The following is a 20205-nucleotide window of genomic DNA, read 5'->3' on the forward strand; positions in this document are numbered from 1 at the left end:
AGCACCCATGGACTTCACCCCTTCCGAAGCGTCGGCCGACCTCGCGGCGCTGACCCGGCGGCTGCTGGCCGACAAGGCCACCCACGACCCGCACGGCACCGGCGGCTTCGACACCGTTTCGTGGACGACGCTCGGCCAGGCCGGCGTCCTGGACGCGGCGCTGCCGTCGTCGCTGGGCGGCGGCGGGTTCGGGCTGCCGGAGCAGTGCGCGGTGCTGACCGAGATCGGCCGCGCGGTGGCGGCGGTCCCCTACTTGTCGTCGATCACGATGGCGGCGTCGGCGCTGGCCGAGTTCGGCACGCCCGAGCTGGTGGACCGCTGGGTGCTGCCGGTCCTGCGCGGCGAGCGCGTCCTGGCCGTGGCGCTGTCCGGCTTCACGGCGTCGGACGGCCGGGTGTCCGGCGCGCAGACGGCGGTGCCGTTCGGCGCGTTCGCGCACGGGTTCCTGGTCGCCACCTCGGACGAGGTCTTCCTGGTCGACGCTTCCGCATCCGGCGTGACGGTGCGGCCGCAGCAGACGACCGACCACGCGGACGCTGCGCTCCTGGAGCTGTCCGACGTGCCGGGAGTGCCGCTGGGCGACATCGGCGAGTGGCTGCGCCTGCGCGGGACGGTCGGGGTGTGCGCGCAGCAGCTCGGCGTCGTCGAGCGCGCGTTGGAGCTGACCGCGGCGTACGCGGCCGAGCGGAAGCAGTTCGACCACGTCATCGGCGGCTTCCAGGCGGTCCGCCAACGGCTGGCGGACGCGTACCTGGACGTCGAAGCGGTCCGGCTGACGACGCTGCAGGCGGCGTGGCAGCTGACGTCGGACGTCCCGGCCGCCGCGGAAGCGGTGGCGACGGCGAAGTTCTGGGCGGCGGAGGCGGGCCACCGGGTGGCGCACACGGCGGTGCACGTCCACGGCGGCGTCGGCATCGACGTCGACCACGTGGTCCACCGGTACTTCGCGGCGGCGAAACGCCTGGAGTTCCAGCTCGGGGCGGCCACCCAGCAGCTCCTGGCGCTGGGCGAGCGGCTCGCGGACCGCGGCTAGCTCGCCGCGTAGGTCCAGAACTCCTTCATCAGCGGGGTGGGCTCGGGGCTGGTCAGCTCGACCTGGGTGAGCAGCACCGAGACCGTGCCCGTCGCCGGGGTCAGGTGCAGGGCCGTGCCCGCGCCGCCGATCCAGCCGTAGCGGCCCGGGACCTCCCAGGGCTGTTTCGCGTCGACGTCCACCGATCCGCCGTAGCCCCAGCCCTGGCCGTGCAGAAACGGCCGGGCCGCCTCCCTCTGGGCCGGGGTCAGGTGGTCGGTCGTCATCCGGTGGACCGACTCCGGCGTCAGCAGGCGGTGGCCTCCCGCGGTGCCCTCGTCACGGAGGAACTTCGCGAAGGCCAGCAGGTCGTCGGCCGTCGAGACGAGCCCGACGGCCCCGGACGGGAACGGCGGCGGCGCGCTCCAGCGGCCCTCCGGCGAGTCGATCAGCCGCAGTCCCTCCTCGCCGCGGCGGTAGGCGCTGGTGAACCGGCCGAGCGCCGGGGTCGGCACGGTGAATCCGGTGTCGGCCATGCCGAGCGGCTCGAACAGCCGCTCGGCCAGGAACTCCGGCAGCGGACGGCCGGAGACCCGCGCGATCAGCACGCCCTGGAGGTCCGAGCCGGTGTCGTAGAGCCACTCCTCGCCTGGCTGGTGCAGCAGCGGCACCTGCGCGAGCGCCGCCAGCCAGTCGTCCGGCGACAGCGCCCGCGGCGACGCGGCCGGGTGGCCCAGGACCTGGAGCAGCAGGTCGACGGCGGGCTGCGTCATGTCTTCGGTGATGCCGTACCCGCTGCGGAAGGTGAGCAGGTCGGCCACGGTGATCGGGCGGACGACCGGCACCACGTCGTCGATCGGGCCGTCCGGCGTCCGGACGACCACGGGAGAAGCCAGCTCCGGCAGCCACCGCGCGATCGGGTCGTCCAGGGCCAGCTCGCCGTCGTCGACGAGCAGCAGAACGGCCGCGGTGGTGATCGGCTTGGTCAGCGACGCGATGCGGAACAGCGAGTCCCGCGCCATCGGCACGGTGCCCTCGGCGTCGGCCGAGCCCACGGCCGCGGCTTCGACCTGGTCGCCGCGGGCGACGAGCGCCACCGCGCCCGGCAGGTCGCCGGTGTGCCGGGTCAGCAGCTCGGACAGCGCAGTCATGGTCAGTCCTGAGGGTTGATCGCGCGCAGCCGGCGCGGGCCGGTGTCCGGCCGGGACGGCGGGGCACCCAGCACCAGGCGGGCGTTGGCGACGAAGGCGCCGTCCGGCGAGGCCAGGATCGGGTCCAGCACCAGCGACCGCACCTCGGGGTTGTCCTCGGCCAGCGCGGCCACGCGCAGCACCATGTCCTGCAGGGCGGCGAGGTCGGCCGGCTCGTCGCCGCGGTAGCCGGTGAGCAGCGGCGCCGTCCGCGGCTCGCGCAGGAGCGTCGCGGCGTCGACGTCGGTGAGCGGCACGGCCCGGTAGGCGCGGTCGCCGAGCAGCGTGCTGACCAGCCCGGACAGCCCGAACGACACGAGCGTGCCGAACGACGGGTCGTCCTGCAGCCCGATCACGCACGACAGGCCCTTGGGCGCCATCCGCTGGACGTAGACCTCGTCGTCGCCGGAGACCTCGCGCAACGTCTCGTAGGCGGTGCGCACCGAGTCTTCGGAGGCCAGGTCGAGCCGGACGCCGGCCAGGTCGGGCCGGCCGCGCAGCCGTTCGTCGACCGCCTTGAGCGTCACCGGGTAGCCGAGCTCGCCCGCCGCCGCCACCGCTTCATCCACAGTGGACACGATGCGGAACGGCACGACGTCGATGCCGTAGCAATCCAGCAGCCGCACGACTTCGGCGTCCGAGAGCAGCGTCGTCTTGCCGCTGTCGGCTTCGAGGAGCTCGCGCACGATGCCCTGCGCCTGCTCGGTGTGGATGCCGGACGGCCGGATGAGCGTGCCCTGCGGGCGTTGCCGCCACGCCGCGTACCGCACGACCCGGGCGAGGGCGTTCACCGCGCGTTCGGGGCTCGGGTACGACGGGATCGAGCCCCGCGTCGGCACGCCGTCGCGGGACAGCACGGCGAGTTCGTCCGGCACGCCCTCGGCGGCGAGGAACGTCGAGACGATCGGCTTCCGCTGCCCGAGTTCGACGACGGTTTCCCGCAGGGCGCGCGCGTACGCGGTGCCGGGAATGGCGATCGGCGGCGCGAACACGACGACGAGCGCGTCGGTCTCCGGCGAGGTGAGGGCCTCGCGGACGGCCTTGGCGAACTCCTCCGGCGGCGCCTGCGGGCCGACGTCCACCGGGTCCGTGGCCAGCCGCAGGCCCTGCATCCGCGCGGTGTCGGCGGCCAGGAGCCCGATCGCGCTGGAGTTGCCGACGATGGCGACCCGCGGTCCGGCGGGCAGCGGCTGGTGGGCGAAGACGAGGGCGGTGTCGAACAGCTGCGCCAGCGACTCCACCCGGACGACCCCGGCCTGCTCGAACAGCGTCTGGACGCTGGCCTCGTCGATCTCGGTCGACGTCGCCGCGAGCTGCGGCCGGACGGCGTGCCGCCCGGACTTGACCGCGACGATCGGCTTGGTCCGGGCGAGCCGCCGGGCCAGCCGCGCGAACTTGCGCGGGTTGCCGAAGGACTCGAGGTACAGCAGGACGAGGTCGGTGTCCGGGTCGGTCTCCCAGTACTGGAGCAGGTCGTTGCCGGAGACGTCGGCGCGGTTGCCGGCCGAGACGAACGTCGAGAGGCCGAGGCCGCGCGCTTCGGCGTCGGCGAGGATCGCGGTGCCCAGGGCGCCGGACTGGCAGAAGAAGCCGGTGCGCCCGCGGCCGGGCAACCGCGGCGCGAGAGTGGCGTTCAGCCGGATCCCGGGTGCGGTGTTGAGGACGCCGAGCGCGTTCGGGCCGACCACGCGCATGCCGTGCGCCCGCGCCTCGCCGACCAGCCGCAGCTCGGCGTGCAGGCCGTGCGGCCCGGCTTCGGCGAACCCGCTGGACAGGATCAGCAGCGTCTTCACGCCCTTGGCCAGGCAAGCGTCCAAAACGGACTCGACGGACTCGGCGGGCACCGCGACGACGGCCAGGTCGACCGGGTCCGGGATGTCCAGCACGGACGGGTACGCGCGGACGCCGCGGACCGAGCGGTGCTCGGCGTTGACCGGGTAGACGGTGCCGGTGAACGCGGCGACCAGGAGGTTCGCGAAGGCGACGTGCCCGACCTTGTTCGGTTCGGTGGACGCGCCGATCACGGCCACCGACGTCGGGTGCAGGAGGTTGTGCACACTGCGGGCCTCGGCGGCCTGCTCCCGGGACCGCGCGACGGCGAGGGACTCCTCGGTCGCGTCGATGTCGAACTCCAGGTGCAGCACGCCTTCCTCGAATTCGCGGCTGACCTGGTAGCCGGCGTCGCGGAAGACCCGCACCATGGCGGAGTTCTCGGCCAGCACCTCGGCGACGAACCGGCGCAGCCCGCATTCGGACGCGGCCGCGGCGAGGTGTTCGAGCAGGATCGAGCCGAGCCCGCGGCCCTGGTGGGCGTCGCTGACGACGAAGGCGACCTCCGCCGACGGCCCGTGGTCGAGCCGTTCGTACCGCCCGACGGCCACGATGTCGTCGCCCAGGAAGGCGGCGAACGCGACCCGGTCGTGGTGGTCGACGGTCGAGAAGCGCTTCAGGTCCTTTTCGGGGATCCGCGGGTAGGCGCCGAAGTAGCGGAAGTAGCGGGTGCGTTCGGAGAGCTTCGCGTGGAAGGCGACGAGGCCGTCGGCGTCGGAGGGCACGACCGGGCGCAGGTGGACGGTGCCGCCGTCGGACAGCACGACGTCGGCCTCCCAGTCGCGCGGGTAGTCGAAGGGATCCCGTCCGGCCATCGGTCAGTCCCTGGGGTCGTCGGGATCGAGGCCGTGCAGCGGGAAGACGGCGCGGCGCGTGTCCCGGACGGCGATGTCGACCGGGTCGTCCTCGCCGTCACCCCACGGCTTGAATCCGGTGTCGCGGTCGTCGGACATGGTCTGCGGCAGTTCGGCGTGCGGGGCGGCCTTGGTGACGGTTTCCCGCCAGCCGGGCGGCAGCGGCGTCGCGGGGTCGACGTCCCGGTCGAGGACGGTGGCGAGCAGGTGCGTCCAGGAGCGGGGAACGACCCGGATCAGCTGGTAGCCACCCCCGCCGACGGCGATCCACTTGCCGCCGGCGTAGGTCTCGGCGAGGTCCCGGAGGGTGGCGTAGATGGTCCGGTGCCCGTCGACGGACAGGGAGAGGTCGGCGAGGGGGTCTTCCTCGTGGGAGTCGACGCCGCACTGGGTGAAGAGCAGCTGCGGTTCGAAGTCGGCGAGGAGGGAAGGAACGACGGCGTGGAAGGCCCGCAGCCAGCCGGGGTCTTTGGTGCGTGGCGGCAGCGGGACGTTGACGGCGGTGCCGTCGGCCTTCCCCCGGCCGGTCTCGGCGGAGTAGCCGGTGCCGGGCCAGAGCGTGAAGGGGTGCTGGTGCATGGAGATGGTGAGGACGCGCGGGTCGTCGTAGAAGGCGGCCTGGACGCCATCGCCGTGGTGGACGTCGGTGTCGATGTAGGCGATGCGCTCGAAGCCGTGGTCGAGCAGCCAAGAGATGGCGACGGCGCAGTCGTTGTAGACGCAGAACCCCGCGGCCTGGTCCCGCATGGCGTGGTGCAGCCCCCCGGCGATGTTGACGGCCCGCTTGGCTTCCCCTTCGGCGACCTTCCGCGCGGCGAGCAGCGTCGACCCGACGACGAGGGCGGAGGCATCGTGCATGTCGGAGAAGACGGGGTTGTCGGAGGTCCCGAGCCCATGCCCGACATCCCACCCGACCAGAGGAGCCTCCCGCACGGCGGCGAGGTATTCGGGAGCGTGGACCCGCAGCAGTTCTTCGTCCCCGGCCGCGGTGGGGACGAGCAGTTCGACGTCCTGGAGCACGCCGAGCTCGGTGGCCAGCCGGACGGTGAGCTCCAGCCGCACGGGATTGAACGGGTGATCCCCGCCCAGGTCATAACCCAGCAGGGCCCGATCCCAAACAACGGCCGGCGACATGCGGTCGACTCTAGTGCCGATCGCGGGCCTGCGTGGAGTGGACGGGCTCGCGGGTCGGGGTGGGTGGCTCGGAGTGGGCGGGCTTGGAGTGGTGGGCTCGGAGTGGGTGGGCGGCGGTGGCCGGTCCCGCCGGGGTGCGGGGTCGCTGCGCGCCGGGGCAGGGCGGTCCGGCCGGAGACACGGCGGCCCGGCGGGCGGGATCGGCTCGGCTGGCCCGGCTGGCCCGGCCGGCCCGGCCGGCCCGGAAGGATGCCCGCCGGCAGGCCGCAGCGCCACTCGGCCTGGCCCGGGGTGGTTCAGCCGGAGAGGGGGCGATGCCGGGCTCGGCCGCGCGCTGAGGCGGGCCGAGCCCGGGCGACCGCCGCTCGGCTCGGAGCCGAGGTGGCTCGCCCGGAGGGGCCGCCGCTGGGCGATGGCCCGCGCTCGGCTCGGAGGCGGGCTCGGCTCAGCCGGGGAGGGGGCCTGTTGCCGCTGGGCGGGCCGGGTCCCGGGACCAGTGGGACCACGAGCCCGCGTACAGGCCCGCTCGCGGGTGGCCCGCCAGCTCCAAGGCCAAGACCACCGAGCTGGCCGTCACCCCTGAGCCGCAATACGCGGCTACCGGCTCGCCCGGGCGGAGGCCCAGCCCTGCGAACCTCTCCGCCAGCTCGGCCGGGGCGCGCCAGTGGCCGTCCTCTGTCACGTGGGCTGCGAAGGGGGCGTTCACCGCGCCCGGGATGTGGCCTGCTCGGGGGTCCACCGGCTCCGTCTCGCCCGTGTACCTCGGTGTTGCGCGGGCGTCCAGCAGGAGGCCGTCGCGGGCCAGGGCTGCTGCCTCGTCCGCGTCCAAGACCGGCATGCCTCCCGGGCGGACCGTCAGGTCGCCCGGCTCCGGGGTCGCCTCCTCCGTGCTCACCGGGTGGCCCTCGGCCGTCCACGCCGCGTAACCGCCGTCCAGTACCGCCACCTCTTCGTGGCCCGCCCAGCGCAGGAGCCACCAGGCCCTCGCCGCCACCGAGCCGTCCGCGTCGTCGTACGCCACCACCGGGGCGCCCTCGCGGACCCCGGCCGCGCGCAAGTCCCGCTGCAGGTCCGCCGGGTCGGGCAGGGGGTGCCTGCCGCCCTCGCCCGGCCGGCCCGCCAAGACTTCGTCGAGGTCGGTGAACACCGCTCCGGGTACGTGGCCCTCGCGGTAGGAGTCGGCGCCGGGCGGGCCGGCGAGCCGCCAGCGGACGTCGAGGACCACGGGGCGGTCCCCGGCCGGGCCGGCCAGGGCGGCGGCGAGGTCGGTGGTGCTGATCAGCGGACGCATGCCCCCATCTTCCAGCGACCGCCCGCCCGGCCGCGCCGGGGTGGCGGACGTCTCCCCCCGCCGGCGAGCCCGCACCGATCCGGCCGGAAAGACGCCGTCCTCCGCCCGGCACGTGACCAGTGCCGGGGCGTCTCCGGCCGCGGCTGGGGCCGGATCGGTGACCGTCGGCGCGGTACCCCCGAGGGCCGCCGCCGCTGCCGGGGTCAACGACTACGATGAGCAACGCGGACGAAGGGGACAGCGTGAACGATCTCATCGACACCACCGAGATGTACTTGCGTACCATTTACGAGCTCGAAGAAGAAGGTGTCGTTCCGCTGCGCGCCCGCATCGCCGAGCGCCTGCAGCAGAGCGGCCCGACGGTGAGCCAGACCGTCGCCCGGATGGAGCGTGACGGGCTGGTCGTGGTCGCCGACGACCGGCACCTGCAGCTGACCGATCACGGCCGGGAACTGGCCATCGCCGTCATGCGCAAGCACCGGCTCGCCGAGCGCCTCCTCGTCGACGTGATCGGGCTCGAGTGGGAGCACGTGCACAACGAGGCGTGCCGGTGGGAGCACGTGATGAGCGAGGCCGTCGAGCGCAAGCTGGTCAAGCTGCTCGACCACCCGACCACCTCCCCCTACGGCAACCCGATCCCCGGCCTCGACAAGCTGGGCGACGGCGAACCGGCGCCGCCCGCCGAGGCCGACCTGGTCCGGCTCGACGAGTTCGCCCGCACCGGCGGCGGCCGCGTCGAGATCCGGCGCATCGCCGAGCACGTCCAGCTGGACGAGTCGCTGATGACCGAGCTCAAGTCCGTCGGCATCGTGCCCGGCGGCACGGTCACCGTCGGCAAGGCCAACGGCGGCACCATCGAGGTCACCGGCGGGGACACCACCGCCCAGGTCGCCAGCTCCGCGCTGCACGCCGTCCTGGCGCAGGCCCGATGAGCCCCGCTTCGGAGGCCGTGGCGGCGTTCCGCACGGTCCACGGCAAGGCGCCGGCCGGCGTCTGGTCGGCGCCCGGCCGCGTCAACCTGATCGGCGAGCACACCGACTACAACGACGGCTTCGTGCTGCCGTTCGCCCTCCCGCACCGGCTGGCCGTGGCGGCGTCGCCCCGCGAGGACGGCACCCTGTCCGTGGCCACGCTGGGCGACGACGGCCAGCTCCAGCGCTCCGGCGAGCTCAAGCTCGCCGACCTGGCGCCGGGCTCGGTCGACGGGTGGGCCGCGTACCCCGCGGGGGTGGCCTGGGTGCTGCGCGACCAGGGCTTCGCGAACGGGGCCGACCTGGTCATCGCCGGGGACGTGCCGTCGGGGGCGGGCCTGTCTTCCTCCCACGCGCTCGAGTGCGCGGTGTCGCTGGCGCTGCTCGGCCTGGCCGGCATCGAGGTCGACGGCAGCCGGGACGACGTCCCGACGCGGCCCGAGATCGCGCGGTGGGTGCAGCGGTCGGAGAACGACTTCGTCGGCGCCCCCACCGGCCTGCTCGACCAGACGGCGTCCCTCTGCTGCACCGAGTCGCACGTGCTGTTCCTCGACGTCCGGTCGGGTGAGCAGGAGCAGGTGCCGTTCGGCCTCGCCGAGGCCGGGCTGCAGGTGCTGATCATGGACACCCGCACCAAGCACTCGCACGCCGAAGGCGGCTACGGCGAGCGCCGCCGCGGCACCGAACGGGCGGCCGAGCTGCTCGGGGTGAAGGCGCTGCGCGACGTCACCGTCGAAGGCCTCTCCGACGCCCTCGACCGGCTGCCGGAGGACCTGGCGCCGCTGGTGCGGCACGTCGTCACCGAGAACCAGCGGGTGCTCGAGACGGTCGAGCTGCTGCGCGCCGGGCGACTGGCCGACATCGGGCCGTACCTGGACGCCTCGCACGTCAGCATGCGCGACGACTACCGGATCTCCACGGCCGAACTGGACCTCGCGGTCGACTCGGCCCGGGCGGCCGGTGCGCTCGGCTCGCGGATGACCGGCGGCGGCTTCGGCGGCTCGGCGATCGCGCTGGTCCGCGACGCCGACCTGGACCGGGTCAAGGAGGCCGTCGAGGTGGCCTACGAAAAGGCCGGCTACCGGCGGCCGCGGATGTTCACGGCGGTGCCCTCGCGCGGCGCCGGCCGCGACGAGCTCTGACACCGCGCGGGTCCGCCCGGGGCAACCCCCGCGCGGACCCGCGCGTCGGCCAGGGGGAAGACTGTGGGGCACAGTCACCCTCGGCAGGAAGGCCTGGATGTGTCGGAGCAGAGCAACGCCCTGAAGCTGGTCGTGACGGGCGGAGCCGGGTACGTCGGAAGTGTCTGCGCCGCCCGGCTGGTCGAAGCCGGGCACCAGGTCACGGTCGTCGACGACCTGTCCACCGGGCACGCCGACGCCGTCCACCCGGACGCGCGGTTCATCGAAGGCGACGCCGCCGAGGTGGCGGGCAGCCTGCTGCGCGAGGGCTTCGACGGCGTACTGCACTTCGCGGCGAAGTCGCTGGTCGGCGAGTCGATGACGGAGCCGGCGAAGTACTGGGAAGGCAACGTCGTCACGTCCCTGCGGCTGCTCGAGGCCATGCAGGAGCACGGCACGCCGCGGCTGGTGTTCTCCTCGACGGCGGCGACCTACGGCGAGCCGGAGCAGTCGCCGATCCCGGAGACGGCGCCGACCCGGCCGACCAACACCTACGGCGCCACGAAGCTCGCCATCGACGCCGCGATCACCAGCTTCGCCGTCGCGCACGGCCTGGCTGCGGTGAGCCTGCGGTACTTCAACGTCGCGGGGGCGTACGGCGCCTTCGGCGAGCGCCACACCACGGAAACCCATCTCATTCCTCTCGTCCTGCAGGTCGCTTCGGGCGACCGCGAGCGCATCCAGATCTACGGCGACGACTACCCGACGCCGGACCACACGGCGGTGCGCGACTACATCCACGTGGTGGACCTCGCGGACGCGCACCTGCTGGCGCTGAAGCACGCCACCGCGGGCGAGCACCGCATCTACAACCTGGGCAACGGCACCGGGTTCTCCGTTCTCGAGGTGATCGAGGCCTGCCGGGCGGTGACCGGCCACCCGGTGCCGGCGGCGGTGGCTCCGCGGCGGGCGGGCGACCCGTCGGTGCTCGTGGCGGCCAGCGACCGGGCGCGTGAGGAGCTGGGGTGGAAGCCGGAGCGGACCGAGCTGGCCGGGATCGTCCGGGACGCTTGGGAGTTCACCCAGGCTCGGCGGAGCTGACGTCGGACCGATGACTTCGGCGGGCCGGGGCGTTGCGCCTCAGCCCGCCGAGGCGGCGGGTCGAAGCGCTGCGCTCGGCTCGGGAGCCGGCGGACTTCGGCAGGTGAGACCGACTCCTCCGAGCGCCACGGCCTGCTGGCCGTCCCCCCGCCCGAGGACTCCCGCGCCCACCCGGACCGCGGCTCACCCCTCCGGTGTCCACAGAGGACGAATCGCCGAGCCGTAGGGGACTCACGCCGCCTGGTCCAGGCCGAAGCCGGCCAACGGGCCGGCCGCCGCTGCCGCCAAGCCGCGGATGACCTCCGGTGGTGTTCCGGTGTCCAGGACCCTTCTCAGCAGCGATGTCAGGAGGTGGCCCGGTGCTGCCTCCAGGGCGTTGTCCAGGGCCATGCCCGCGAAGGCTCCGTCGCCGCGGAGGTAGGCCGTGAAACCCAGCAACGCCGCCGGCTCCGCTCGGTGCGGGGGTGGGATCTCGCGGACCAACGTCAGCCAGACGCGCTCCGCCTCCCGGGCCGATGGGTTGCCTGCGGGTACCGCCATCGCCAGGCACATGTCGCGGATTTCGGGCCGCTCCAACGCTCTTGCCAGCTGGACCGCCTCCTCGTCCGTCGGCGGGCCTTCGTCCCGGCGCTGGCGCAAGAACGCCTCCCGGACCACCGTGGCCGCCTCATCGACGGTTGTTTCGTCCGGGGATGTCAGGCGCGACAAGCGATCCGCGCGGCGGGCGAGGGCCTCGGGCGACCTCGGGGCCAGCAGGTCCTCGAGCTCCTCGCGGCTGTCGAACACGACCGTGCCGCGCTCGGTTGCGGCCGCCGCCACGACCGTTGCGCTCGGGTCCGGCAATTCGCCGCTGCATTCTTCGGTGCGGTAGCACGCCCAGGGTGCGCCCTTGGCGATCTCGGGCGCCCACAGGGCGTGCAGCACCGGGAGGCCGCACTCCCCCACCGCCCGCTCCAGTTCGTCGATGAAACCCTGGTGCGGCGGGGGCTTTCCGGGTCTTCGCTCGCCACCGACGATCACGAGTGTCACGCCGATGTGGTGGCCCGCGGCGAACGCCGGGACCATCGCCTGCGCCTGGTGGGCCCGATGCTCCGGGCTGGGCAGGTCGCCGCGCAGCACCAGGCCCGGGCTGTTGCCCGGGTGCCGGTGGCCGAGCAGGACGACGGATTCCTCGGGGCGGAAGCCGATCAGGTACGGGAGCGCGGCCAGCAGCTGCGCGGGATCGCGGAGGTCGGCCGGGGTGGTGGTGGTCATGCCTCCACGATGCGGCAGAACCGGGCCGGCTGGGGCGGTGGCGGCAAATCTGTGGATGGAGAGGGCCGATGTGGACGGAATTCGCCCGGCCGCGACCGGGCGGGCCGTTCCTGTCGGTGGGGCGGGCTATGCTGCCCGGCCCCACCGGCCGAACGGGGTCCGGAATCCCGGACGTCAGTCGCAGTGCTCGAACCCGCTCTCGTAGGTGTTGCCGCCCACCGAGCCGCCCCACTTCACGCAGGTCGAGTCGGCGGTCTTCTTCACCGGCCCGGCGTAGTAGGTGAAGCTGCCGGAATCGGTCACCCGGGCCGAACCCTGGACCTCGAGGAACGCCGAGACGGCGCTGGCGGTGCCGAGCGAGGTGGCCTTCAGCGTGGTCACGCAGTTCGCCTTGGTGGACGCGTTGTACAGCAGGTAGGCCGTGCCCGAGGAGTTGGCCAGCGCCTGCTGGTCCACCACGGAGAAGCCGTCGCCGCACACCTCTTCGGCCGAGTACGGGTTGCCGCCGCAGCCGTTCTTGCTCGTGAAGCTGGTGTGGCCGTAGTACGGCACCGCGACGCCGTTCAGCTTGGCCTTCTGCACCACGCCGTCCAGGCGCTCTTCGAAGTGCAGGTGCGGGCCGGTGACGCCGCCGGTCGCGCCCGCCTTGCCGATCTGCTTGCCGCCCACGACCGACTGCCCGACGGAGACCTCCTGGGCCGACAGGTGCGCGTAGCGGGTCTTCCAGCCGCCACCGTGGTCCAGCTCGATCCACTTGCCGTAGCTCGTGCCGCCTTCGTCGGCCACCCGGGTCACCGTGCCCGACGCCGAGGCGAGCACCGGCATGCCGGTGATGCCGTCCTTCTGGAAGTCGACCGAGTACGCCGGGCTGTGCCCGCTGAACGTCGCGGCCGTCACGGTGACGCCGCACTTGAACGGCACCTGGAAGTTCGGCGCGGCCGACGCCGTCGTCTGACCGGCGAGGGAGAGGCCGAGCGCGGGCAGCGCCGCGGCGGCGGCGATCAGGGCGAGCCGTCGCAACTTGGACATGGGAGGAACCTCCTTGACAAACGGGACAACTTGACACCACGAAGGGAAGTCCCCGCCGGTACATTTTCCGTACAAGCACCCACGGAGGACTGTCGAAATGACGACCCGGCCGGCCGCGTTCCCCCGGGCTCAGGGCTGGTTGCGCTGGGCGCTCGTCGCCGTGCCGATGGCCGCCGCCACGCCCCGCGCGGACCTGCGGGCCTGGCTCCTGATCGGGTTCACCTTCGTGCTGTCGATCCCGTTGCTGTGGATCCACGAGGCCCGCGTCCGGCCGCTGACGGCGGCCCTGCCCCTCGCCGTCATCGCGAGCACCGGCGCACTCTGGGTCCTGCTGCCGAGCAGCTGGATATCGGTGGCGATGTTCAGCACGACGTTCTTCGTCGTACTGCGCCAATCCACGGTGCCGATCGTGCTGGCCGTCGTGCTCGACGTCGCGGCGATCACGGCCGGGGCAGCCCGGTACCACGTGTGGGAAGGCGCGCTGTCGACATACGCGGTGCTCGCCGTCGTCGTCCTGATGGGCCTCAACCGCCGGGCCCGCCTCGCCCGCCTCGAACAGACCGAGCTGGCGCTGGCCCGCGCGCAGACCGCCAACGAGGAGCACGCCCGCGCGGCCGCCCTCGCCGAACGCGCTCGCATCGCCCGCGAGCTGCACGACGTCCTGGCGCATTCCCTGGCCGGGCTCTCGCTGAACCTGCAGGGCGCACGCCTGATGCTGGTGCGCGACGGCGCGAGCCCGGACGCGGTCGCCCAGATCGAACGCGCGCAGACCCTGGCTTCGGAAGGGCTCGCCGAAGCCCGCAAGGCGGTGGCCGCGCTGCGCGAGGACGCCGTCGGTGTGGAACGCGCGATCGCGGACCTCCTGGCCGCCTACCGGCTGGACAGCGGGGCCCGGGCGGACCTCGCGGTCGAAGGGCGGCCGCGCGAGCTCGATCCGGCCGTCGGCACCGCGCTGGTCCGCGCGGTGCAAGAAGCACTGGCCAACACGCGCAAGCACGCGCCGCAGGCCGAAGTGGACGTCACACTGGCCTATGCCGACGAGTCCGTGGAGCTGACCGTGGCCGACCGGCAGGGCAGGCGGCCGCCGGACGCGGCGGCGGCAGGCTACGGTTTGCGCGGGATGGGCGAACGGGTCGCGCTGCTCGACGGGCGCCTGGAAAGCGGGCCGGGGGAGGACGGATGGCGGATTCACCTGACGGTGCCGGCGTGACGCTGCGCGTCGTGCTGGCCGACGACCAGGCGGTGGTCCGGGAAGGCCTCGTCACGCTGCTCGGGCTGCTGCCCGGCGTCGAGGTGGTCGGCGCCGCCGCCGACGGGCTGGCCGCGCTCGACCTCGTCGCCGCCCACCACCCCGACGTCGTGCTGGTGGACCTGCGGATGCCGCGCTGCGACGGCGTCGAAACCACCGAACGAATCCGGGCCGGGCACCCGGGCACCGAGGTCGTCGTGCTCACCACGTATGCCGACGACGAGTCGCTGCTGGCCGCGCTACGGGCCGGCGCCCGCGGGTTCCTGACCAAGGACGCCGACGCCGAGTCCATCGCGCGGGCCTTGCGCTCGGCCGCCGCCGGGCAGTCCACAGTGGACGGTGAACTGCAGCGGCGGCTGGTCGAAGCCGCCGCCCGCAGCACCCCGCCGCGCGTCCAGGAGGTCGAAGGCCTGACCGCCCGCGAGATCGAGGTGCTGCGGCTGATCGCGGCGGGCCTGTCGAACACCGAGATCGCCCGCACGCTGGTGGTGAGCGAGGCGACCGTGAAGACCCACGTGAACCACCTGTTCGCCAAGGCCGGGCTGCGCGACCGCGCGCAGGCGGTCGCGTTCGCCTACCGGACCGGCATCGCCGGCTGACCCGTCACGGCGCGGGCCGGATGTTCGCGTTGTGGTGGAACACGTTCCGCGGGTCGTAGGCCGCCTTGATCCGGGCCAGCCGCGCGTACTTCTCCGGGCCGTACGACGTCCGGACGCGGTCGGCTTCGTACTCGGCCATGAAGTTGACGTAGCCCGCCGAGTTGGACGAGACCGGCACCAGCGCTTCCCAGAACTCGCGCACCCACGCGCGGTCCACGGCGTACGGCTCCGGCTCGGTCGCGAGCGAGTCGATGTTGATCAGGATGCTTTCGCGCCGCGGGCCGCCGAACGCCGTGGCGTCGTCGGCGACCTCCGTGAAGGCGCCCCGCATCGCGAAGATCGGCATGAGCGACAGCGGGGACGTCTTGCGCGGCAGGAAATCCGCGATCACCTCGATGATCTCGTCGGTGAAGCCGTCGGCGTAGGCGGCCTTCTCGTAGGCGAGGATGCCCCACGGCGCGGCGTCGTCGATCATCCGCTGCAGCTCCACGTACGGGATCGGCGAGACGAACTCGAACAGCGGCGCCGGCCCCGACCGCGCCGCCGCGACCGCCTCGGCGTGCCGCTCCTCCCCCTCGAAGCCGGCGATCAGCACGGCGTAGCCCGGCCGGAAGTGGAACAGCTCCGGGACGAACGGCGCGGGTGGCGCGTTGAGCCCGGCCACCAGCACGCCCAGCTCGCCCGGCAACGTCCGGAGCAGCTCCCGGGCGTGGCGCAGCGCGGCCACACCGTCGTCGAGGCCGTAGAAGAACAGTCCCAGGTGGACGATCGGCCCGATCGGGTGCAGCCGGAACTCGAATTCGGTGACGACGCCGAAGTTGCCGCCGCCCCCGCGCAGGGCCCAGAACAGGTCGGTGTGCTCCTCCGCCGACACGCGCAGGATCTCGCCGTCGGCCGTGACGAGCTGGGCCGAGAGCAGGTTGTCGCACGACATCCCGTGCTTGCCGGTGAGCCAGCCGAAGCCCCCGCCGAGGGTCAGCCCGCCGACGCCGGTGTGGCTGATCGTCCCGCCCGGGACCGCGAGCGCGTACTCCTGCGTGGCCGTGTCGAGCTGCGCCCACGTCGTCCCGCCGCCGCAGCGGGCGGTCCGGCCCTCCGGGTCGACGCTGATCGCGTCGAGCGAGCTCAGGTCGAGGCAGAGACCGCCGTCGACGACCGCCGCGCCGCCGTAGTTGTGCCCGCCGCCGCGCACCGAGACCTCGAGGCCGGCTTCACGCGCGTACGCGAGCGCTGCCGCCACGTCGGCGGGCCCGGCGGGCCGCACCACCACCGCGGGGCGGCGGTCGATCTCCCCGTTCCAGACCGACCGGGCGACGTCGTAGCCCGGTTCGCCGTCGGTCAGCACGGCGCCGGACAACTGGGTGCGCAGGCTCTCCAAGGTGGGTTCGGCGGTCGAGGTCATGGCGGGTCCTCTCGCAGCGGACGGAACGCCGGTAAGTCGCCTGACCTGCGAAAATCGTTACATTGAGTGATCGTCACCGCGGAGAGTGACCAGCCGTTGCGTGAACCCGGCCTCGACCAGCCGGCCGAACGCCCGCTCGACACCGGGCGGGACGCGCTGCGGGATCGCGAAGCCCCGCTCGGCGTACTCGGTGATTCGCTGGGTTTCGCCGACGAGCATGCCGATCACGCGCTCGGCGTCCTCTTCCCCGCTGACGTGGTCCTCGAACGACGCCGCCTTCGACGCGCACACGACGTCGACGCCAGGCCAGAGCCGCTTGGCGGTCGCGTAGGCACGGCGTTGCTGGTACGGCCGCGTCACCAGGGTCACGGACCGGATCCCCCGGCCGGCCAGCAGCCGGCGGGTGAACACGATGTTCTCCCCGGTGTTGCGGGCCTCGGGTTCGACCAGGATCGCCTCGTCGGGCACGCCCAGCTCGAGGGCGATTTCGCGGTAGTGGACCGCTTCGCCGCGCGGGAAGCGGTCCACCGTCGTCGGGGCGTTGGCGCCGGTGAACACGACCAGCGGGAAGCACCCGGCGTGGAACAGCTCCGCCGCGTGCACCGCCACGCCGGGATCGCGGCTCCCGAGGCCGATCCCGGCGTCCGACCGCCGCGGCGCGTGCCGCAGGTCGTGGTAGTCCCACAACGTGCGGACGTCGGCCCGGAGCTGCTCCGGCAGCATCAGCCGAACGCGGCCCGCAGCGCCGGCTTGCCGCCCGTGACCGGGAGCGTGACCGACGTCTTCGTGAGGTCGAGCGCGAGCCCGGCGCCCGGCTTCGGCCGCAGCGTGTAGTCGTGGTCGCTGGAGGCGACCAGGACCTCCAGCCGGTGGCCCGCCGCGAGGATGTAGTCCTTCGGCATCAGGTCGACGCCGATCCGGTAGGTCTGCCCCGGCGTGATCGGCTCGGTGCGGGCCGGCGACGTGCGGTTCTGCGGGTCGGTCCAGCCGCGGCTGATCACATGGGACGTGCCGTCGGGGGCGCGGTCGAGCAGGATCGCCGAGACGTTCGCCGCCGGCCGGTCGAAGGCCAGCGCCAGGTCGGCGCGAGCCGTGCCGGAGAGGCGGACGGACTGCTTCGCCGCCGGAGTCGCGTACAGCAGCCGGTTGCCGGACGAGGCGAGGCCGGCCAGCTGCTCGATCGTCTTCGACGAGTCGTCGGCGAGGGTTTCCACGGCCGCCGTGCCCGGGACCGGGTTGCGCGTGTCGATCGTGCCCTTCGAGCGGCCGCCCGGCCACGGGTACACGCGGACGTCGGCGGTGCCCGGCGCCGGCCAGTCGGCCTCGTCGGCCCACGACTTGTCCTCGCGCTGGATCGTCGCCTTCGGCTCGTTCTGGATGCCGTTGTCGATGCCGTAGAGGTAGTGGGACAGCCACTTGTTCAACGTCGCGAGCCAGACGTCGCGGCGCAGCGAGTAGGGGTCGGCGTGCCCGGACTGGTGCAGCCAGATCTTGTGCTCGACACCGCGGGCCTTGAGCGCCTCGTACCAGGTCGCGACCTGGTCGGTCTTGACGTTCCAGTCGTTGAGGCCGTGCACCGCGAGCACCGACGCGCGCACCTTGCCGACGTCGTTGCGGTAGTTGCGGACGTCCCAGAACGGCGTGTAGTCGCCGGTGACCCGGTCCTGGTCGCGGGTCAGCCCGTCGATCACCGACCGGCAGGCCTGCCGGTCGGCGCGGGTGTAGACGTACTCGGCGAGCACGTCGGCGTCCTCGCCCTGGAACCCGCCGGCCGCGACGACCGCGCCGTCGTTGCGGTAGTAGTCGTACCAGCTGGAGATGGCCGCGATCGGCACGATCGTCTCGAGGCCCTGGACACCGGTGCTCGCGACGGCGTTGGGCAGCGTCCCGTTGTAGGAGACGCCCATCATGCCGGTCTTGCCCGTCGTCCAGTCCGCCTTCGCCGCGGCGCCGTTGGCGTCCTTCGCGCTCGTGCGGCCGTTGAGCCAGTCGACGACCGAGCGGGCGCCGATCGTCTCGTTGACGTCACCGGTGGTCGGGCAGCCGGTGGAGAGGCCGCTGCCGAGCGATTCGCCGTAGACGACGGCGAATCCGCGCGCGGTGAAGTAGTCCTGGTAGCGCCAGGTGATCGGGGTGGCCGGGCCGACGCCGTGCGCGGCGACGCGCGGACCTTCCGGGCCGCGGGCGTACCCCGGCGCGTACAGCTCGACGTCGACGTCGTGGTTCGCGACGTCGTTGCCGCCGGCGTAGTACGGGCTGGCCTGGTAGACGACGGGGACCTTCAGGCCCTGCTGGGTCGCGCGCGGGCGCACGACCTGGGCGTGCACGAGGTCGTCGGCGCCATCGTGGTCGCTGTCGACGGGCGCGGTGACCCAGACGTCCTCGCGGACGACGTCGGCCGGGTCGAACACCGGTTGCGCCTGGCCCCCGGTGAACACCGGGGCCGGTGGCGCGGCTTCGGCGATGCCCGCGGTCAGCGGGAGCGCGAGGACGGCGGCGAGCAGGACTGCGGCTTTCACTCAAACCCCCAAGCCGGGCGAAGCGGACGACTGAAGACACTTCCGGTCCGCCCGCGGGGGTGTCAAGAGACTAACGTCGGAGGCATGCCGACCGTCGAAGCGCCGATCACCGCCGTGACCGTCTACCCGCAGCAGGCGCGGATCACCCGCCGGGGCAAGGCTCCGCTCGACGGCGGTCCGCGCCTCACCTTCGCCGGGCTGCCCCCGGCCCTCGACCCGGGCTCGGTGCGCGTCACCGGCACCGGGCCCGCGCTGATCACCGGCGTCGACGTGCGCACCGAGTGGCACGCCGAGCCGGCCGACCCGGCGTTGCAGGAGCTCGTCGAGCAACGGCGGGCCGACCAGGCCACGCTCGACGGCGTCCTGGACGACGAAGCGGCCGAGACGATGAAGGTCGATCTGCTGACTTCGCTCGCGAAGCGCAGCGGCGGCAGCTTCGCGAAAGCCCTCGCGGCCGGCACCGCCGAACCTTCGCGCGTCGCGGAGGTGACGGACGCGCTGAGTGCGCGGCTGGCCTCGGCGTTGAAGGCGCGCCGGGTGCTGAGCGAGCGGATCGCCCGGCTGCGCGACGACCTCGCCGCGCTCGACCGGCGGATCGAGGCGCAGGGCGCGCAGACCGGGCGGGACAGCACGTCGGTGACCGTGGAGCTGGAGATCTCGGACGCCACCGCGGAAGCCGAGCTGGAACTGTCCTATGTGGTCCCCGGCGCGAGCTGGGAACCGGGGTACGACATCCGGGTGCGCGGCACCGACGTCACCGTGGTCTCGTACGGGCTCGTCAGCCAGTACACCGGCGAGGACTGGCCGGAGTGCGAGCTGGCGCTGTCGACGGCCCGGCCCGCGGTGTCGGTGGTGGTGCCGGAACTGCAGCCGTGGTATCTGGATCGGGTCCGCCCGGTCCCGGCCGCACCCGCGGCGGCCTACGGCGCAGCGGGTGCCGCTCCCGAAGGCGTGCGGAGGGACTTCGCGGCGTCCTCGGCGTCCTCGGCGTCGCTGGCACCGAAACTCGCGTCGGTCGAGCAGGGCACGACCGCGGTCACCTACCGGCCATCGAGGCCGGTCGCGGTGCCGTCCGGGGCTTCCGGCCACCGGACCACGCTGGCGCAGCTTTCGCTGACGGCGTCGCTCGGGTACGTCACCGCGCCGGTGCTCGCGGAGGAGGCGTACTTGCGGGCGACGGTGGTGAATTCGTCGGAGCACGCCCTGCGGCCCGGCCGGGCTTCGGTGTTCCACGACGCGGAGTTCGTCGGGACGACCGTGCTCGAGCCGTGGGCGCCCGGGGAGGACCTGGAACTGGCGTTGGGGGTCGACGACCGGATCCGGATCGAGCGGGAACTGGTGCGGCGGACGGCATCCAAGGCGACGCTGTCGGGGCAGAAGCGGCGTGAAGCGGAGTACCGGATTTCGGTCGGCAACCACGGGCCGCGGGAAGCAGTGGTCGCGGTGCTGGATCAGGCGCCGGTTTCGCGGGACGACACGATCACGGTGAAGGACGTTCGCACCTCGCCCGAACCGGCGGAGACGTCGGAGCTGGGCGAGTTCACGTGGAAGCTGACGCTGGCGCCCGGGGAGAGCAAGACGGTGACCCTGTCCTATCGGGTCGATGTCGCCAAGGGTGTGGAGCTTGCGGGCTGGCGGGAATGAGCGGC

General features: G+C 73.3%; 16 protein-coding genes. 7 read left to right on the forward strand and 9 right to left on the reverse strand.

Annotated features, from left to right (window positions below; translation table 11 throughout):
• The first annotated feature begins 7 nt into the window (after positions 1 to 7).
• Positions 8 to 1033: an acyl-CoA dehydrogenase family protein gene (locus H5965_RS40470; RefSeq protein ID WP_310976362.1), complete on the forward strand. Its 1026-nt coding sequence runs from the start codon at positions 8 to 10 to the stop codon at positions 1031 to 1033.
• On the opposite strand, the gene H5965_RS40475 is transcribed toward H5965_RS40470, so the two are convergent.
• From H5965_RS40475 to H5965_RS40490, 4 genes are all read right to left on the reverse strand, one after another.
• A complete protein-coding gene (locus tag H5965_RS40475; protein ID WP_310976363.1) occupies positions 1030 to 2163 on the reverse strand; it encodes a serine hydrolase domain-containing protein in 1134 nt (377 codons plus the stop codon). The two genes, H5965_RS40470 and H5965_RS40475, sit on opposite strands and share 4 nt — an antisense overlap.
• Before the next feature lie 2 nt (positions 2164 to 2165).
• Positions 2166 to 4847 carry a GNAT family N-acetyltransferase gene (locus H5965_RS40480; RefSeq protein ID WP_310976364.1) on the reverse strand — a complete coding sequence of 894 codons (2682 nt, stop codon included), beginning with the start codon at positions 4845 to 4847 and terminating at the stop codon, positions 2166 to 2168.
• Positions 4848 to 4850: 3 nt separating this feature from the next.
• Complete coding sequence (locus H5965_RS40485) at positions 4851 to 6020, reverse strand: acetoin utilization protein AcuC (RefSeq protein ID WP_310976365.1); 1170 nt, start codon at positions 6018 to 6020, stop codon at positions 4851 to 4853.
• A gap of 445 nt (positions 6021 to 6465) precedes the next feature.
• On the reverse strand, positions 6466 to 7311 hold the full coding sequence (locus tag H5965_RS40490) for a sulfurtransferase (protein WP_310976366.1): 846 nt from the start codon (positions 7309 to 7311) through the stop codon (positions 6466 to 6468).
• 215 nt (positions 7312 to 7526) lie between these two features.
• Between H5965_RS40490 and H5965_RS40495 the strand changes: the two genes are divergently transcribed.
• From H5965_RS40495 to galE, 3 genes are all read left to right on the forward strand, one after another.
• On the forward strand, positions 7527 to 8243 hold the full coding sequence (locus H5965_RS40495) for a metal-dependent transcriptional regulator (protein ID WP_086838114.1): 717 nt from the start codon (positions 7527 to 7529) through the stop codon (positions 8241 to 8243).
• Positions 8240 to 9424, forward strand: a complete 1185-nt coding sequence (galK, locus tag H5965_RS40500; RefSeq protein WP_310976367.1) for a galactokinase — start codon at positions 8240 to 8242, stop codon at positions 9422 to 9424. The genes H5965_RS40495 and galK overlap by 4 nt, the downstream gene beginning before the upstream one ends.
• A gap of 99 nt (positions 9425 to 9523) precedes the next feature.
• Positions 9524 to 10504: a UDP-glucose 4-epimerase GalE gene (gene galE, locus H5965_RS40505; protein WP_310976368.1), complete on the forward strand. Its 981-nt coding sequence runs from the start codon at positions 9524 to 9526 to the stop codon at positions 10502 to 10504.
• 231 nt (positions 10505 to 10735) lie between these two features.
• Here the strand turns inward: galE and H5965_RS40510 are convergent, their stop codons facing one another.
• Positions 10736 to 11758, reverse strand: a complete 1023-nt coding sequence (locus H5965_RS40510) for a DUF4192 domain-containing protein (RefSeq protein WP_310976369.1) — start codon at positions 11756 to 11758, stop codon at positions 10736 to 10738.
• Between the two features lie 174 nt (positions 11759 to 11932).
• Entirely contained in the window at positions 11933 to 12787 is an 855-nt protein-coding gene (locus H5965_RS40515; protein WP_310976370.1) for a M23 family metallopeptidase, read from the reverse strand.
• Positions 12788 to 12884: 97 nt separating this feature from the next.
• Between H5965_RS40515 and H5965_RS40520 the strand changes: the two genes are divergently transcribed.
• Both H5965_RS40520 and H5965_RS40525 read left to right on the forward strand, forming a co-directional pair.
• On the forward strand, positions 12885 to 13997 hold the full coding sequence (locus H5965_RS40520) for a histidine kinase (protein ID WP_310976371.1): 1113 nt from the start codon (positions 12885 to 12887) through the stop codon (positions 13995 to 13997).
• Positions 13994 to 14635 (forward strand): response regulator transcription factor, encoded by a 642-nt coding sequence (locus tag H5965_RS40525; RefSeq protein WP_310976525.1) that lies wholly within the window; start codon positions 13994 to 13996, stop codon positions 14633 to 14635. Before H5965_RS40520 ends, H5965_RS40525 begins: the two co-directional genes overlap by 4 nt.
• 4 nt (positions 14636 to 14639) lie before the next feature.
• Here the strand turns inward: H5965_RS40525 and H5965_RS40530 are convergent, their stop codons facing one another.
• The 3 genes from H5965_RS40530 to H5965_RS40540 are packed head-to-tail and all read right to left on the reverse strand — an operon-like array spanning position 14640 to position 18556.
• Positions 14640 to 16037, reverse strand: coding sequence for an FAD-binding oxidoreductase (locus H5965_RS40530; RefSeq protein ID WP_310976372.1), 1398 nt, complete (start codon positions 16035 to 16037; stop codon positions 14640 to 14642).
• 57 nt (positions 16038 to 16094) lie between these two features.
• On the reverse strand, positions 16095 to 16760 hold the full coding sequence (locus H5965_RS40535; protein ID WP_310976374.1) for a YdcF family protein: 666 nt from the start codon (positions 16758 to 16760) through the stop codon (positions 16095 to 16097).
• Complete coding sequence (locus tag H5965_RS40540) at positions 16760 to 18556, reverse strand: Xaa-Pro dipeptidyl-peptidase (RefSeq protein ID WP_310976375.1); 1797 nt, start codon at positions 18554 to 18556, stop codon at positions 16760 to 16762. The genes H5965_RS40535 and H5965_RS40540 overlap by 1 nt, the downstream gene beginning before the upstream one ends.
• Before the next feature lie 84 nt (positions 18557 to 18640).
• On the opposite strand from H5965_RS40540, the gene H5965_RS40545 reads away from it, so the two are divergent.
• Positions 18641 to 20200 (forward strand): DUF4139 domain-containing protein, encoded by a 1560-nt coding sequence (locus tag H5965_RS40545; RefSeq protein ID WP_310976376.1) that lies wholly within the window; start codon positions 18641 to 18643, stop codon positions 20198 to 20200.
• Positions 20201 to 20205 lie beyond the last annotated feature (5 nt).

It is taken from the genome of Amycolatopsis sp. 505 (assembly GCF_031625235.1).
Classification (GTDB): Bacteria; Actinomycetota; Actinomycetes; order Mycobacteriales; family Pseudonocardiaceae; genus Amycolatopsis.

What these genes read in the sequence shown, in the direction of transcription:
- H5965_RS40470 (WP_310976362.1), top strand. Translation starts at nt 8, where the DNA reads ATGGACTTCACCCCTTCCGAAGCGTCGGCCGACCTCGCGGCGCTGACC.
- H5965_RS40475 (WP_310976363.1), bottom strand. Translation starts at nt 2,163, where the DNA reads ATGACTGCGCTGTCCGAGCTGCTGACCCGGCACACCGGCGACCTGCCG.
- H5965_RS40480 (WP_310976364.1), bottom strand. Translation starts at nt 4,847, where the DNA reads ATGGCCGGACGGGATCCCTTCGACTACCCGCGCGACTGGGAGGCCGAC.
- H5965_RS40485 (WP_310976365.1), bottom strand. Translation starts at nt 6,020, where the DNA reads ATGTCGCCGGCCGTTGTTTGGGATCGGGCCCTGCTGGGTTATGACCTG.
- H5965_RS40490 (WP_310976366.1), bottom strand. Translation starts at nt 7,311, where the DNA reads ATGCGTCCGCTGATCAGCACCACCGACCTCGCCGCCGCCCTGGCCGGC.
- H5965_RS40495 (WP_086838114.1), top strand. Translation starts at nt 7,527, where the DNA reads ATGAGCAACGCGGACGAAGGGGACAGCGTGAACGATCTCATCGACACC.
- galK (WP_310976367.1), top strand. Translation starts at nt 8,240, where the DNA reads ATGAGCCCCGCTTCGGAGGCCGTGGCGGCGTTCCGCACGGTCCACGGC.
- H5965_RS40510 (WP_310976369.1), bottom strand. Translation starts at nt 11,758, where the DNA reads ATGACCACCACCACCCCGGCCGACCTCCGCGATCCCGCGCAGCTGCTG.
- H5965_RS40515 (WP_310976370.1), bottom strand. Translation starts at nt 12,787, where the DNA reads ATGTCCAAGTTGCGACGGCTCGCCCTGATCGCCGCCGCCGCGGCGCTG.
- H5965_RS40520 (WP_310976371.1), top strand. Translation starts at nt 12,885, where the DNA reads ATGACGACCCGGCCGGCCGCGTTCCCCCGGGCTCAGGGCTGGTTGCGC.
- H5965_RS40530 (WP_310976372.1), bottom strand. Translation starts at nt 16,037, where the DNA reads ATGACCTCGACCGCCGAACCCACCTTGGAGAGCCTGCGCACCCAGTTG.
- H5965_RS40535 (WP_310976374.1), bottom strand. Translation starts at nt 16,760, where the DNA reads ATGCTGCCGGAGCAGCTCCGGGCCGACGTCCGCACGTTGTGGGACTAC.
- H5965_RS40545 (WP_310976376.1), top strand. Translation starts at nt 18,641, where the DNA reads ATGCCGACCGTCGAAGCGCCGATCACCGCCGTGACCGTCTACCCGCAG.